Source organism: Belnapia sp. F-4-1 (assembly GCF_000802185.1).
In the GTDB taxonomy this organism is placed as follows: Bacteria; Pseudomonadota; Alphaproteobacteria; order Acetobacterales; family Acetobacteraceae; genus Belnapia.
In genome coordinates, this window is record NZ_KN676113.1 from 1,915,701 (window position 1) to 1,929,097 (window position 13,397).

Here is a 13,397-nt window from a genome sequence, read left to right on the forward strand (position 1 = left end):
AGGGATGACGATGGCGGATGATCTGCTCGAGACGGGCAAGCGCATCAGGGGCGAGGTGATCGGTGAGGCCCGCTCGGCGGCGGCGCTGGCGGGGGCGACGGAGTTCGACCGGCCCTTCCAGGAGCTGGCGCTGCGCTATTGCTGGGGCGAGGTCTGGGGCCGGCCGGGCCTGCCGCGGCGCGACCGCAGCCTCGTCAACCTCGCCATGCTGGCCGCCCTCGGCAAGCCGAACGAGCTGAAGATCCATCTCCGCGGCGCGCTGACCAATGGCGTGACGCGGGCGGAGATCCAGGAGGTCTTCCTCCAGCTCTGCATCTATGCCGGCGTCCCGGCGGCAGGCGAGGCCTTCCGCGTCGCCCGCGAGGTCTTCGAGGAAGCTGAGTTCGCCGATAAGGGCTAAGCCTCCCTTCGGATCGCCTCGTACCCCGCCCGCACCAGCGCCGGCCCATGCTCGCGCTCGAGCCGGCGGATGGTGAAATGTGCCATGGCGATGCCGGAGAAATGCTCGAGGAAGGCGATGTTCACCGCCGCCCCGCCGGCCGCGCCGATCACCGGCGCCGCCTGGGCGGAAAGCTTCACCGCGACCGGTGCGCCGAAGCGCGCCGCGACGGCGCCGAGGAAGCCCGGCAGCAACGCGCCGAAGCCGCGGCCGACGGCACCCTTCAGAGTCTCGGCCAAGGCGATCCGCAGGGCGAAGTAGCCGCTCTCCGCTTCCTCCGCCTGTGGGTCGCGCCCGCCGAGGGCGAAGACCTTCAAGCATTCCGCCTGCACCATCGGGTCCGACAGGTCCTCGCCCTGCTCGGCGGCGATGGCGGCGATGCGGCGAAGTAGCAGGGTGGTGGAGACCGGCAACTCCATCAGCGTCCCGCCGAGGCCGAAGGCTCCGCCCGCCGCGCCGGAGGCGGCCAGCAGCCCGCGATGCAGCCAGGCGCCGGAGAGCGGCGTCGGGTTGCGCGCCGGGTCGCTGCGCATGGCGGCCTGCAAGGCGCCTTCGAGCGCGCGGCGGACGGCGCCGTCCAGCATGCGCTGCGCGGCCGCCGGCAGGCGGCGCTTCAGGGCGTCCACCGAGCCACCGACCAGCGAGGCCAGGCGGACGGGCAGGGAGGTGCCTTCGAGGATCGCAACCGCCTCGGCGAGCGCCGCCTGCTCGTCGTTGCGGAGGCCAGCGGGGACGGGGAGGGTGGATTCGGTCGTGCTCATGCCGGCAACAACCTCCGTGCTGGCGCCGGGTTCGCCGGGCCGGCAGGATTGCCGCGCGACGAAGGACCGCAAGGATGGATGGCAGCCTCTCCGTGATCCGCACCGCCTGCCCGCATGACTGCCCGAGCGCCTGCGTGCTGGAGGTGGAGCGCATCTCGCCGGAGCGCATCGGCCGGGTGCGAGGCTCCGCAGCCTATGACTACACGGCGTGCACCTGCTGCGCCAAGGTCGCCCGCTATGCCGAGCGGGTCCATCACCCCGATCGGCTGACCCGCCCCTTGCTGCGGATGGGTGCCAAGGGCGAGGGCCGCTTCGCCCCGATCGGCTGGGACGAGGCGCTGGACCGCATCGCCGAGGCCTTCCGCGCGGCGGCGGCGCGGCACGGGCCGGAGGCGGTCTGGCCCTACCATAGCGGCGGGACGATGGGCGTGCTCGGCCGCTGGGGGCTCGACCGGCTGCGGCATGTGATGGGCTATTCCCGACAGAAATCCACCATCTGCGTCACCCCGGCCGAGATGGGCTGGCGCGCCGGCCATGGCGCGGCCCGCGGCGCCGATCCGCGCCGGGTGGCGGAGGCAGATCTCATCCTGATGTGGGGCGGCAACCCCGTCTCCACCCAGGTCAATCTGATGACCCATATCCAGCGGGCGCGGAAGCGGCGCGGGGCGAAGCTCGTCGTGGTCGATGCCTACCGCTCGCCGAGCGTGGAGGCGGCCGATATCGGCGTCGTCCTGCGGCCGGGGACGGATGCGGCGCTGGCCCTCGCGCTGATGGCGATCGCGCTCGAAGGCGGCGCGGCGGATCGTGGCTTCCTCGCCGCCCATACGGATTGGGATGCGGGGGTCGAGGCGCATCTCCGCGGCCACACGCCCGACTGGGCCGAGGGCGTGACCGGCGTGCCGGCGGCCACGATCCGCGCGTTAGGCGCGCTCTATGCCGGCACGCGGCGGATGTTCCTTCGCGCCGGCGTCGGCTTCACGCGCCACCGCAACGGCGCGGCGACGATGCATGCCGTTTCCTGCCTCGCTGCACTCACCGGCGCCTGGGCCGCGGAGGGCGGCGGCGCCTTCTTCTACGCGCTGGAAGGCTGGGGGCTGGATACGCGCCTCGCCTGGGCGAGCGACCGGGTCGACCCCAAGGTGCGCGTGCTCGACCAGTCGCGCATCGGCGCGGTGCTGAACGGCGAGGCGCTGGCGGGCGGCCCGCCGGTTGCAGCCATGCTGATCCAGAACGCCAACAGCGCCGAGGTGGCCCCTGACAGCCATGCCGTGCGCCGCGGCCTGGCGCGGGAGGATCTGTTCCTTGCCGTGCACGAGCAGTTCCTGACGCCGACCGCCGCCCATGCCGATGTGGTGCTGCCGGCGACGACCTTCCTTGAGCATAGCGACCTTTATCTCGGCCTCGGCCATGACGCGCTGACCATCGGGCCGCGGGTGATCGACCCGGTCGGCGAGGCGCGCAGCAACCATGACGTGGTCTGCGGCCTCGCGGCGCGGCTCGGCGCCGAGCATCCCGGCTTCGGCATGGCGGAAGAGGCGATGCTGGATGCGACGCTCCGCGCCTCCGGCCTGCCGGGCTGGGAGACGGCGAAGGCGGTGGGCTTCCTGCCCATCGCCAATGCCATCCCGGCCGGCGAGGCCTTCGCCGGCTTCCCCCAGCCGGACGGGCGCTTCCGCTTCCGCCCCGACTGGGCGGCGCTCGGCCCCCATGCCGAGGGGATGCCGGCGCTGCCGAGCCATTGGGACCGGCTCGATCATGCAAGCGCGGCGACGCCCTTTCGCCTCATCACCCCGCCGGCGCGGAGCTTCCTCAACACCAGCTTCACCGAGACGCCCGGCTCCCGCGCGCGGGAAGGTGCGCCCCGGCTCCGCCTGCACCCGGAGGATGCGGACCGGCTCGGGATCGCCAACGGCGCCCGGGTGCGGATCGGCAATGCGCGCGGCGCGCTGACACTGAGCGCGATGCGCTTCGACGGCGTGCTGCCCGGCGTGCTGGCGGTGGAGGGCATCTCGCCAAGCACCGACTTTCCCGAGGGCATCGGCATCAACGCGCTGGTGGGGGCGGAGCCGGTGGCGCCCGCCGGCGGCGTCGCCTTCCACGATACGGCGGTCTGGCTACGCCCCGCCTGAGACGACAAGGATGCCCGCCGAGGTCACCGGATAGCCCTGCACCGACAGCCGCAGATGCGGCGGGAAGAGCGGGCCGAGCGGCGGCCCCTCCGACTCCAGCAGCGGTGCGAGGTCGATGAAGCGGTCGAGCATCCCCGGGCCCTGATTGTCGTCGAGCGGCAGCATGCGGTGGCCTTCCGCCGCCAGCCGCGCCGCCAGCCACTCCAGGTGCCGTCGCTGGTAGAGCACGGTGCTGCCCCGCCCCACCGTCCCGCCGGCGCCGTCCAGGTTGAATTCCGTGGTGTGCAGGGCGAGGCCGCCCGGCTTCAGGCAGCGCATTGCCGCCATGACGAAGTCGAGCCCGCGCTCCAGGCTGCCCAGATGCTCCATGGCGCAGACCGACCAGACCAGGTCGAAGCCGCGCTGCTGCAGGCTCTCCGGCAGCCGCGCCATGTCGGCCGGGCGGAAGCTGACCAGCCGGTCGAATTCCGCCCGCGCCAGCACCTTCGGCCGGTAGAGCGCCTCCACCGCCTGGCCATGCTGCCCGGTCTCGATCCAGTCGCGCGCGCGGGCGTCGCCGGCATCGAGGTCGGTCGCCACCACCTCCACCCCATGCGCGGCGAGGATCGCCGGCAGCGCCTCCCGCCCCACCGCGAAGCCGAGGGCGCGGCGGCCGGGCGAGAGCATCCCCGCCTCCCAGGCGGCCTGGAGGACAAAGGCATCCTCCCAGAGCTTGCGGTGATAGACCGGTGGCGTGCCGAGGATGCGCGCCCAGTGCCGCAGCCAGTCATGCTCGATATCGGCCTGCCGGCAGGTGCGGCTGGCGAGGCCGAGATGCACCGGCCCGGCCGGCACCGGCGCCGCCGGCCCGGCGAGGCCGGCGGCATAGTGGCGCTGCGCCATCTCGGCGCCGAGCACCTTCACGCTCCAGCGCAGCAGCCCCGCCTCCCGCTCCCCGCGCAGCCTGGTGTCGCCGAGCAACGGCAGGGTGCGGTGCCGCCGCCGCCAGCGGGCTAGGGCGCGCAGGGGGTTCAAGCGAGGCGCCGCCTCAGCCGTCGAGCCGGATGCCGAGCTCGCGGATGAGCGGCCGCCACTCCGCATTTTCGCGCCGGACGAAATCGGTGAATTCCTGCGGCGACCAGGGTGCGCTCTCGATGCCGAGGTCGCGGTAGCGCGCCTGCACGTCATCGGCGCCGACGCCGGCCTTCAACGCATCGGCGAGCTTCGCCACGACCGGCGCCGGCGTCGCCGCCGGCACGCTCATGCCCTGCCAGCCATAGGCGATGGCATTCGCATGGCCGAGCTCGCGCAGCGTCGGCACGTCCGGCGCCCGCGGCGACCGCGCCTCGGAGAAGACACAGAGGGTCTTCACCCTGCCTGTGGCGATGAAGGGGATGCCGCTCGCGCAATCGATGACGACACTCTCGACATTGCCGGCGAGCAGGTCCTGCATCGCCGCCGGCCCGCCGCGATAGGGGACGTGCGTCGCCTCGATGCCGGTGCGGCGCTTCACCATCTCCATCGCCAGGTGATGCGGCGAGGCAACGGCGGGCGTGCCGTAATTCGGCGCCCGCACCTTCGACTGCGCGACGAAATCGGCGAAGTCCCTCACCGGGTTGTCCGGCCGCACGACGAGGAAGAGCGGGAAGCGGCCGATGAAGCCGACGCCCTGGAGATCCCTGTCCGGGTCGTAGGGCAGGCGCGAATAGAGCGCCGGGTTGTAGACCAAGATGCCGTTGTCGACATGCAGCAGCGTGTAGCCGTCCGGTGCGCTGCGCGACGCGGCCTCGCTGGCGACCACGGCGCCGCCGCCCGGGCGGTTCTCGACCACGAGGTTCTGCCCGAGCCGGGTGCCGATATGCGCGCCGATCAGCCGCGCGAAGACGTCGCTCGCCCCGCCCGGCGGGTAGCCGACGATCCAGCGCAGCGGACGCTCGGGAAAGCCCTGCGCCCGCGCCGTGGCGGCGAGGCCCGCGGCGCCCAGCCCAGCCATTAGAGTGCGTCGTCCCAGCATCACCCGAACCCTCAATTGCCCCATCGCATGTAGCGGAATTCGGCCGGCTTCGTCACGGTGCCGCAGCGGCCAGCAGGGATTGCAGCAGCAGGATCCAGCAGGGCAGCGTCGCCACGGCGAGCATGTGCTCGAGGCTGGTGATGGCCGCCATCAGCGGGGCGTCGCCGCCCATGGCGCGAGCCATGACGTAGCTGGTCGTCGCCGTCGGCAGCGCCATGAAGGTGACGGCGGCGGCGAGCGGCAGCGGCTCCAGCCCGAACCAGCGGCCGAGGGCGAAGGTCAGGGCTGGCATCAGCAGCAGCTTGATCGCGCTGGTCGCCAATTGCAGCGGCAGCCGCCCGCCGAGCGCGCCGGGCGAGAGCGCCGCGCCGACGCAGAGCAGGCCGAGCGCCACCGAGGCCTGGCCGAGGGATTGCAGCAGCGGCTTCACCCCGGGCGGCAGCCCGCCCGCCAGCGCGACGGCGAAGCCGGCGAGGCAGGCGAGCAGCAGCGGGTTGAGCAGCAGCTGCCGCAGCACGCGCCGCGGCGAGAGCCTGCCGCCCGTGCCCGGGCCGAGGGCGAAGACGATGGTCGTCAGCGTCTGCACGAAGGGCACGATCAGCCCCGTCGCCACCGCGCCGAGCGCCGTGCCGCCCGCGCCGAAGATGCCGCCGATGACGGCGAAGCCCATCAAGTTGTTGAAGCGGATGCCGCCCTGGAAGACCGAGGTGGTGGCCGGGTGGTCGGCCCGGAAGGCGGCAGCGAGCGCCAGGCTGAGCGCACCGCCCGTGAGCAGGCTGAGCCAGATGGCGAGCCCCATCCGCCCGAGCGGCAGGGCGAGGATATCGACCGAGGCGATGGCCGAGACCAGCAGCGCCGGCATCAGCGCCCAGAAGACCAGCCGCTCGATCCCGGCCCAGATGGCGTCCTGCGGCAGCAGCCGGCGCTTCAGCACCGCGCCGAGCAGCAGCAGCCCGAAGGGCGGCACGAAGACGTCGAGATAAAGCAGCAAGCGTCAGGCGCCGCGATCGGCGGGGCGCGGGCTGCCTGCCAGCTCGCGCAGGCAATGGGCCTCGGTGCGCGGCTCCGCCCCGCTGGCCCGCGCCGCGGCATGGGAGACGCGCAGCCTCCCGCCCTCGGGGTAGAGGATGAGGTCGAGCGCGCAGGCCGGGCCGGCATAGAGCCAGATCTCGGCCGTACCCTCGTGGCGGCGGAAGCTGGGTTCGCCGAGCCAGCGCCGCAGCACCTCCGGCCCGAGGCCGAGGAATTGCGTGGCGACGACCGGCCGCGCCGCGGCGGGCTCCGCCGTCATCGGCATGGCCGCCATGGCAACCGGAATCGCGGTCGAGGAGGCGGCCAAGGCAGGGGAAGATGGGGCGAGGCTGGCCCGGCTGGTCTCGAAGGCCCGGCGGAGCGCATCGGCCCGCTCCTCCGGCGCGGCGCAGGCGCCGAGCAGGCCGAGGACCGGCAGCAGGAAAGGGGGGCGGGGCGCCATGGCGGCGCGGGCTCCGAAGCGGGCGGCACGCCGCCGGGGAAGGGCCCCGGCGGCGCGGGTGGCATCAGGCCTCGACGGGGGTGGCCATCACGCGGGGCGCCGGAGCGGCGCTGCCCTCCGTGATCATCTCCATGCGGCCGGAAACCTGGCCGCCTTCCTCCACCGAGAGCTTGCGGTAGCGGGCGGTGCCGGTGACCTTGCCGGTGCCGCGGATGGTGAGCGAGCCGCGGGCGGAGATGGTGCCGTCGAACAGGCCGGCGATCTCGGCATCCTCGACCTGCACCTCGCCGCGGAACACGCCGGTCGGCGCGACGAAGAGCTCGGCGGCCTGGATCATCTCGGACTCGACGGTGCCCTCGACCACCAGCCGCTCGGCATCGCTGACCGTGCCCTGCAGGCTGATCCCGCGGCCGACCACGAGGGTGCGGCGCTCCGCCGTCTCGGGCCGGGCCGGCGGGCGGGCGGGCACGCCGAGGGGCGCGGCCGCACCCGGCGCCGCCGGACGGGGCGCCAGGGACGGCGTGGCGGGGGCGGCATTCGGCTTCGGGGCCATCGACATCATGGGCGTGTCCTTAAGTGTTGAGCGGAAGGGCGGCACAGCGAAGTCGGCGTCGCGTGCGGCGGAGGTCGTGCCGGTCCCTTCGGTCCCAGATGCCGGGTTCGGAGCCTCGGCCGACCCTTGGCCCGTTCCAGGGTCGATGGCCGGCGTCGCCGGCCCGTCTTCGCGTTTGCGGCCGAAGATGGCCATGCTGTCCCCCAAAGATCCACGGCGCTGCGCCACGACGGCGCATCGACGGGCCGCGCGTATTCCCCATACGGCCGGCCCGACAGTCACCGGCTAACATGGGGCATTGTGCCAACACAACGGCGTGTTGCAGGGCGTCGGTGGAATTTGTGGCACGTTACTTATGCGGTTCGATTTCGTTCGCGGTGCAGCAGGTGCGTCATCGCCGCCGTGCCGAGAACCGGAACCAGCAGGTTGAGCCCCGGGAGCAACGAGAGCCCCGCCAGCAGCGCGCCGATCAGCAGCACCGGCATCTCGCGCCGGCGCCGCTCGGCCCGCGCCGCCTCCACCGGCATGTGCCGCTGTGCCACGCCCTCGAACAGCCCGTGGCCAAGCGCGACGGTCGAGACCAGCCAGAGCGCCACCGCGCCGAAGGGCGGGGCGAAGGCGAGCAGCGGCAGGGCGGCGAGCGTCACCACCCCCGTCTTCAGGGCGAAGACGAGGTTGAACCGAATCTGCGCCATCAGCCCGGCGCCCTGCGCGGGCGGCAGCTGCGGGTAGAAGCGCCGCTCCACCGCCGCCGCCACCGGGTCGAGGAAGAGGCCGGAGAGCGCCAGCATCACCGGCACGAAGAGCCAAACGGCCAGCACCAGCACCAGCAGCCCGCCCAGCGCCCCGGCGATGCCGGCCAGCCACCCGCTGCCGCCCGCGACCCCTGCAACTGCCCAGGCGGACAGCGCGGCGAGGCCGAGGAAGGCGAGCAGCGCCGCGCCGAAGCTCTTGGCGAGCGGGCCCAGGAAGGCCGGGTCGCCAAGCTGGCGAAGGGCAAGCAGGCAGGCGGCGATCATGCGGCTGGAATCCTCTCCACGGTTGCGGCGGCCAGGGGCGGGGGCTATGGGCGGGGGCTATCCCGGCCCGGCCCCTGGCACAATGCCCCGGCCCCAACGCCCCCGATGAGGTCCCATGAGCGAGCCCACCCTCGACATTCTCGGCATCGGCAACGCGATCGTCGATGTGCTCGCCCGCGCGGATGACGCCTTCCTCGCCGCCGAGGGGCTCGACAAGGGTGCGATGCGGCTGATCGGGGCGGAGGAGGCCGAGGGGCTCTATGGCCGGATGGGGCCGGGGGTGGAGAGTTCCGGCGGCTCGGCCGGCAATACCTGCGCCGTCGCCGCGGCGCTCGGGGCGCGGGTCGGTTATCTCGGCAAGGTGGCCGAGGATGCGCTGGGCCAGGTCTTCGCCCATGACATCCGCGCGGCCGGCGTGCATTTCCCGACCGCGCCGCTGCGGGGCGGGGCGCCGACGGCGCGCTGCCTCATCCTCGTCACGCCGGATGCGCAGCGGACGATGAACACCTTCCTCGGCGCCTGCGTCGCCTTCTCGCCGGCCGATGTCGACCCGGCCGAGGTCGCGCGGGCCAAGGTCACCTATCTCGAAGGCTATCTCTTCGACCCGCCGGCGGCGCAGGAAGCCTTCCGTGCTGCCGCCCGCGCCGCCCATGCTGCGGGCCGGCAGGTGGCGCTCAGCCTTTCGGACGCCTTCTGCGTCGAGCGGCACCGCGAGGCCTTCCGCAAGCTGGTGCGCGAGGAGGTCGACATCCTCTTCGCCAACGAGGCGGAAATCACCGCCCTCTATCAGGCCGATTTCGAAGCCGCCGCGGCGCAGGCGGCAGGAGAGGTGGCGCTGGCCGCGCTGACCCGAAGCGAGCGCGGCAGCCTGATCCTCGCCGGGGGCGAGCGGCATGAGGTTGCCGCCGCGCCGGCCAGCGTCGTCGATACCACCGGCGCCGGCGATGCCTATGCCGCCGGCTTCCTCGCCGCCTTCACGCGCGGGCTGCCGCTGCCGGAATGCGGCCGCTGGGGCTCCGTCGCTGCGGCGGAGGTGGTTTCGCATTTCGGTGCAAGGCCGCAGGCCGACTTGAAAGCCCTGGTTGCGACCGTTCCGGGGAACCGCCCGGTCTCCACAGTGTTGGGCTGAGCACGGCCCGGTGGCGGCCCCGCCTCGGCGGGGCCAGCGCCGCGGGCCCTCTCGCCCCAGCCGCGTCCCCGACCCGGCCGGTGGCCAACGGAGACGCCCCCCAATGCACCTGAAAACCAAGCTGCTCACGACGACCTTCGGCCTGGCGCTGCTTGCGATGCCGGCCCTGGCGCAGACCGGCCCGGCGACCATGGCGCCACATGGCGCCCATTCCTCGTCCGAGGCCGGCATGCCGCACCACCGCCACCACGGCATGCAGTCGGAGCGCCGCGCCGAGCGCCGGGCGATGCGCGAGGAAAACCGGCAGGATGCCGCCGGCCTGGTCGAGGAGGCGAGCGAGGCGCTCCGCCGCGGCCGCACCGCCCAGGCCATGGACCTGCTGGAGCAGAGCGAGACCCGGTTGCTGACCCGCAGCATCCCGGCCGACCGAGCCGGCCAGCCGATGCGCAGCCCGGCGCTCGACAGCCTGGCCTCCGCCCGCAGCTCCATCCAGAGCCGTGACCGCGCCGGCGCGCAGGCCCAGATGCAGCAGGCCATCGCCATCCTCCGCCGCGATGGCAGCAGCATGGGCAGCGGTGCCGACGCCTCCATGAGGCCGATGGGAAGCCAGGGCATGTCGGGCCAGGGCATGTCGGGCCAAGGCATGCCCGGCCAGCCCATGCAGGACGAGAACATGACGGCCCGCGGCATGTCCGGGCAGGGCACCTATGGCCGCGGGATGATGCAGGGTGGCGGCGCGGCCGGCAACTCGATGAGCCGGGCCGACGGCATCATCCGCGTGCAGGGCACCGGAATGAACGCCCCGCGGGACATGCAGAACCGGCGTGACGGCAACCCGGCCACCAGCCATGGCACGACCAACCATGGCGCCGGCGGTGTCGGCGCCGCGCCGACGCCCGGCACCACGCCGACGCCGCAGGTGACGGGCAGCGGCCGGAGCAGCAGTGGCGGCGCCGTGACGACGGGCACCCCGAGCAGTGGCAATGCCAGCGGCGCGACAAATCAGTCCGCCCCCACCCAGGGCAGCGGCCGCTAGGAACGAAGCGCGGGCGGAAGGGGCCTGATTCCCCTTCCGCCCGCCTTTTCCACACTCAGCCCTCGCTTTTTGCGCGGCAAAGCCCTATGTGTGCGCTGCAACAAGCCGCCAGCCTGCTCTGCCCGACCCCCAGCCGTACCCGGCTGCCGAGGCCGGGCTTCGCTTTGCGTTGCGACGGCACCGGAATTAAGGCCCCGCAATGGAAATCCGTAACGTCGCGATCATCGCGCATGTCGACCATGGCAAGACGACCCTGGTGGACAACCTGCTGAAGCAGGCCGGCGCCTTCCGTGCCAACCAGGCCGTCGCCGAGCGCGCGCTCGACCGCAACGACCTGGAGCGCGAGCGCGGCATCACCATCCTCGCCAAGTCCACCGCCGTCGAGTGGAAAGGCGTGAAGATCAACATCGTCGACACCCCCGGCCACGCCGATTTCGGCGGCGAGGTGGAGCGCATCCTCTCCATGGTCGATGGCGCGATCGTCCTCTGCGACGCCGCCGAAGGGCCGCTGCCGCAGACCAAGTTCGTGCTGACCAAGGCGCTGGCCCGCGGCCTCCGTCCGATCGTCGTCATCAACAAGGTCGACCGCCAGGACGCCCGCCCGGACGAGGTGCACAACGAGGTTTTCGACCTCTTCGCCGCCCTCGGCGCGACCGACGAGCAGCTCGACTTCCACACGCTGTTCGCCTCCGGCCGCCAGGGCTGGGCCGATCTCGAGCTGGAAGGGGCCCGCAAGGACCTCTCGCCGATGTTCGACCTGATCCTGAGCCATGTCCCGGCGCCGAAGGTCGATCTCGAGAAGCCTTTCGCCATGAACGCCTCGATCCTCGAGAGCGACAATTTCCTCGGCCGCATCCTGACCGGCCGCGTCGAGCAGGGCACGGCGCGGGTCAACATGCCCGTCCGCGTGCTGCGCCAGGACGGCACCGTGGTCGAGAGCGGCCGGCTGACCAAGCTGATGACCTTCTCCGGCCTCGACCGCGTGCCGGTCGAGGAGGTCCAGGCGGGCGACATCATCGCCATCGCCGGCCTCTCGGATGCGACGATCCCCGACACCATCGCCTCCCCCGAGGTGACGGAGCCGTTGCCCGCCATCCCGGTCGATCCGCCGACGCTGGCCATGACCTTCCGCATCAATGACGGCCCGCTCGGCGGCCGCGAGGGCAAGAAGGTGACGTCGCGGCAGATCCGCGACCGGCTCTTCAAGGAGACCGAGGGCAACGTCGCCATCCGCGTGAAGGTCAGCGAGGAGGTGGACGCTTTCGAGGTGGCCGGCCGCGGCGAACTCCAGCTCGGCGTGCTGATCGAGCAGATGCGCCGCGAGGGCTTCGAGCTGACCATCGGCCGCCCCCGCGTCCTCACCCGCGACAACCCGGAGACGGGCGAGCGCGAGGAGCCCTTCGAGGAGGCGCTGATCGACGTGGACGAGGCCTATTCCGGCGTCGTCGTCGAGAAGATGTCGCAGCGCAAGGGCCAGATGCAGGACATGCGGCCCTCGGGCGGCGGCAAGGTCCGGCTGACCTTCCACATCCCCTCGCGCGGCCTCATCGGCTACCACGGCGAGTTCATGACCGACACGCGCGGCACGGGCATGATGAACCGCCTGTTCCTCGGCTACTTCCCCTGGGCGGGGCCGATCGAGGGCCGGCGCAACGGCTCGCTGATCTCCAACTCCGACGGCGAGGCGATCCAGTACGCGCTGTTCTACCTGCAGGAGCGCGGCACGCTCTTCGTCGATCCGGGCGTCAAGGTCTATGTCGGCATGATCCTCGGCGAGCACAGCCGGGACAACGACCTGGACGTGAACCCGATCAAGGAGAAGAAGCTCACCAACATCCGCGCCGCCGGCAAGGATGAGGCGCTGCTGCTGATCCCGCCACGGCGGATGAGCCTCGAGCAGGCCATTGCCTATATCGAGGACGATGAGCTGGTGGAAGTGACGCCGGGCGCCATCCGCCTCCGCAAGCGCTACCTCGACCCGCATGAGCGCAAGAAGCACGCCCGCCGGGCCGATAGCGAGGCGGCGTAAACCTCGTCTTCGTCCATGATTCGGGAAGGCTCCGGTGGCATGATGCCGGAACCTTCCTGATTCGGACCGAGGACGCCTGCGACGTGACCACGCCCATTGCCGAGGATTTCGCCGCCATCCGCGCCCGGCTCGAGGCCATCCGCACCGAGGAGCGCGGGCGGGCCGCCGAGCCGGCCCCGCTGGTCCAGCCGCGCATGACCCCGCCCGCCGATTTCTATGCCTGGCTGACCAGTGGCTCGCTCTGGTCTGTCGGTGGCCCCGTTACAGGCTGATCGCCAGCCCGGCCACCATTACCACCAGGATATTCACCGCTATCCCGACCACCACCGCGGCCAGGGTGAAGCCCATCACCCGGTCCTGCGGCACCCGCAGCACGATCGGTGCGCCCTTGTAAAAGGTGTAGAGGCTGTAGAGGCCGAGGATGGCAAGGATCGCCAGCGGCGGGATGATGGCGAAGATGCCGGCGATCCAGGCCGCCGTCGGGGTATGCACGGCGAGCTTCATCGCGGAAGTCTCGTCCCCCGTTCCGCCGAAGCGCGGCGAGAGCGCCTGCACCACCTTGCCCCACAGCCACAGGCCGAACAGCCCCAGCAGATAGCCGAGCACGGCATTGATCAGCAGCTGGAACACGCCCACCGGCGCCCCGAGCACGCTGCCCAGGTAGCCGGCGAAGATCGCCGAGCCGATGAAGCCCGCCACCGCCGGCAAGGCCGAGAGCGGCACGGCATAGCCGGTGAAGAGGCTCCGCGTATCCGCAGGCTCGGCCGCGATCGCCCGCCATTCCTGCTCGGGCCGCTGAAGCAAGGCCTTCGCCCGGTCGAGAAGCGCCATGGTC

Annotated in this window: 14 protein-coding genes; 6 read left to right on the forward strand and 8 right to left on the reverse strand. The window is 72.3% G+C overall.

The annotated features are described in order from the left end of the window. The first annotated feature begins 10 nt into the window (after positions 1–10). On the forward strand, positions 11–400 hold the full coding sequence (locus tag LH62_RS09310; RefSeq protein WP_043365449.1) for a carboxymuconolactone decarboxylase family protein: 390 nt from the start codon (positions 11–13) through the stop codon (positions 398–400). Here the strand turns inward: LH62_RS09310 and LH62_RS09315 are convergent. Then, positions 397–1,200, reverse strand: coding sequence for an EcsC family protein (locus tag LH62_RS09315; RefSeq protein WP_043365451.1), 804 nt, complete (start codon positions 1,198–1,200; stop codon positions 397–399). The two genes, LH62_RS09310 and LH62_RS09315, sit on opposite strands and share 4 nt — an antisense overlap. Before the next feature lie 74 nt (positions 1,201–1,274). Between LH62_RS09315 and LH62_RS09320 the strand changes: the two genes are divergently transcribed. After that, entirely contained in the window at positions 1,275–3,329 is a 2,055-nt protein-coding gene (locus LH62_RS09320; protein WP_043360769.1) for a molybdopterin-dependent oxidoreductase, read from the forward strand. On the opposite strand, the gene LH62_RS09325 is transcribed toward LH62_RS09320, so the two are convergent. From LH62_RS09325 to LH62_RS09350, 6 genes are all read right to left on the reverse strand, one after another. Continuing rightward, a complete protein-coding gene (locus LH62_RS09325; RefSeq protein ID WP_236552512.1) occupies positions 3,315–4,343 on the reverse strand; it encodes a cyclopropane-fatty-acyl-phospholipid synthase family protein in 1,029 nt (342 codons plus the stop codon). The genes LH62_RS09320 and LH62_RS09325 overlap by 15 nt on opposite strands. A gap of 13 nt (positions 4,344–4,356) precedes the next feature. Beyond that, positions 4,357–5,301 carry a tripartite tricarboxylate transporter substrate binding protein gene (locus LH62_RS09330; RefSeq protein WP_236552513.1) on the reverse strand — a complete coding sequence of 315 codons (945 nt, stop codon included), beginning with the start codon at positions 5,299–5,301 and terminating at the stop codon, positions 4,357–4,359. Between the two features lie 73 nt (positions 5,302–5,374). After that, positions 5,375–6,313 (reverse strand): AEC family transporter, encoded by a 939-nt coding sequence (locus LH62_RS09335; RefSeq protein ID WP_043360771.1) that lies wholly within the window; start codon positions 6,311–6,313, stop codon positions 5,375–5,377. A gap of 3 nt (positions 6,314–6,316) precedes the next feature. Beyond that, a complete protein-coding gene (locus LH62_RS09340; RefSeq protein WP_043360773.1) occupies positions 6,317–6,796 on the reverse strand; it encodes a hypothetical protein in 480 nt (159 codons plus the stop codon). 64 nt (positions 6,797–6,860) lie between these two features. Further along, a complete protein-coding gene (locus LH62_RS09345; RefSeq protein WP_236552514.1) occupies positions 6,861–7,358 on the reverse strand; it encodes a polymer-forming cytoskeletal protein in 498 nt (165 codons plus the stop codon). A gap of 344 nt (positions 7,359–7,702) precedes the next feature. Continuing rightward, on the reverse strand, positions 7,703–8,368 hold the full coding sequence (locus LH62_RS09350) for an EI24 domain-containing protein (RefSeq protein WP_043360775.1): 666 nt from the start codon (positions 8,366–8,368) through the stop codon (positions 7,703–7,705). A gap of 115 nt (positions 8,369–8,483) precedes the next feature. Between LH62_RS09350 and LH62_RS09355 the strand changes: the two genes are divergently transcribed. The 4 genes from LH62_RS09355 (at position 8,484) to LH62_RS09370 (ending at position 12,834) form a co-directional block, all read left to right on the forward strand. Further along, positions 8,484–9,497, forward strand: coding sequence for an adenosine kinase (locus LH62_RS09355; RefSeq protein ID WP_043360776.1), 1,014 nt, complete (start codon positions 8,484–8,486; stop codon positions 9,495–9,497). 103 nt (positions 9,498–9,600) lie between these two features. Continuing rightward, entirely contained in the window at positions 9,601–10,533 is a 933-nt protein-coding gene (locus tag LH62_RS09360; protein ID WP_043360778.1) for a hypothetical protein, read from the forward strand. 199 nt (positions 10,534–10,732) lie between these two features. Further along, positions 10,733–12,562, forward strand: coding sequence for a translational GTPase TypA (gene typA, locus LH62_RS09365; protein ID WP_043360779.1), 1,830 nt, complete (start codon positions 10,733–10,735; stop codon positions 12,560–12,562). An 83-nt stretch (positions 12,563–12,645) separates the two neighbouring features. Further along, complete coding sequence (locus LH62_RS09370; protein WP_043360781.1) at positions 12,646–12,834, forward strand: hypothetical protein; 189 nt, start codon at positions 12,646–12,648, stop codon at positions 12,832–12,834. On the opposite strand, the gene LH62_RS09375 is transcribed toward LH62_RS09370, so the two are convergent. Further along, positions 12,824–13,393 (reverse strand): YIP1 family protein, encoded by a 570-nt coding sequence (locus LH62_RS09375; protein WP_043360782.1) that lies wholly within the window; start codon positions 13,391–13,393, stop codon positions 12,824–12,826. The genes LH62_RS09370 and LH62_RS09375 overlap by 11 nt on opposite strands. Positions 13,394–13,397 lie beyond the last annotated feature (4 nt).

What these genes read in the sequence shown, in the direction of transcription:
- LH62_RS09340 (WP_043360773.1), bottom strand. Translation starts at nt 6,796, where the DNA reads ATGGCGCCCCGCCCCCCTTTCCTGCTGCCGGTCCTCGGCCTGCTCGGC.
- LH62_RS09345 (WP_236552514.1), bottom strand. Translation starts at nt 7,358, where the DNA reads ATGATGTCGATGGCCCCGAAGCCGAATGCCGCCCCCGCCACGCCGTCC.
- LH62_RS09310 (WP_043365449.1), top strand. Translation starts at nt 11, where the DNA reads ATGGCGGATGATCTGCTCGAGACGGGCAAGCGCATCAGGGGCGAGGTG.
- LH62_RS09360 (WP_043360778.1), top strand. Translation starts at nt 9,601, where the DNA reads ATGCACCTGAAAACCAAGCTGCTCACGACGACCTTCGGCCTGGCGCTG.
- LH62_RS09320 (WP_043360769.1), top strand. Translation starts at nt 1,275, where the DNA reads ATGGATGGCAGCCTCTCCGTGATCCGCACCGCCTGCCCGCATGACTGC.
- LH62_RS09350 (WP_043360775.1), bottom strand. Translation starts at nt 8,368, where the DNA reads ATGATCGCCGCCTGCCTGCTTGCCCTTCGCCAGCTTGGCGACCCGGCC.
- LH62_RS09315 (WP_043365451.1), bottom strand. Translation starts at nt 1,200, where the DNA reads ATGAGCACGACCGAATCCACCCTCCCCGTCCCCGCTGGCCTCCGCAAC.
- typA (WP_043360779.1), top strand. Translation starts at nt 10,733, where the DNA reads ATGGAAATCCGTAACGTCGCGATCATCGCGCATGTCGACCATGGCAAG.
- LH62_RS09375 (WP_043360782.1), bottom strand. Translation starts at nt 13,393, where the DNA reads ATGGCGCTTCTCGACCGGGCGAAGGCCTTGCTTCAGCGGCCCGAGCAG.
- LH62_RS09355 (WP_043360776.1), top strand. Translation starts at nt 8,484, where the DNA reads ATGAGCGAGCCCACCCTCGACATTCTCGGCATCGGCAACGCGATCGTC.
- LH62_RS09330 (WP_236552513.1), bottom strand. Translation starts at nt 5,301, where the DNA reads ATGGCTGGGCTGGGCGCCGCGGGCCTCGCCGCCACGGCGCGGGCGCAG.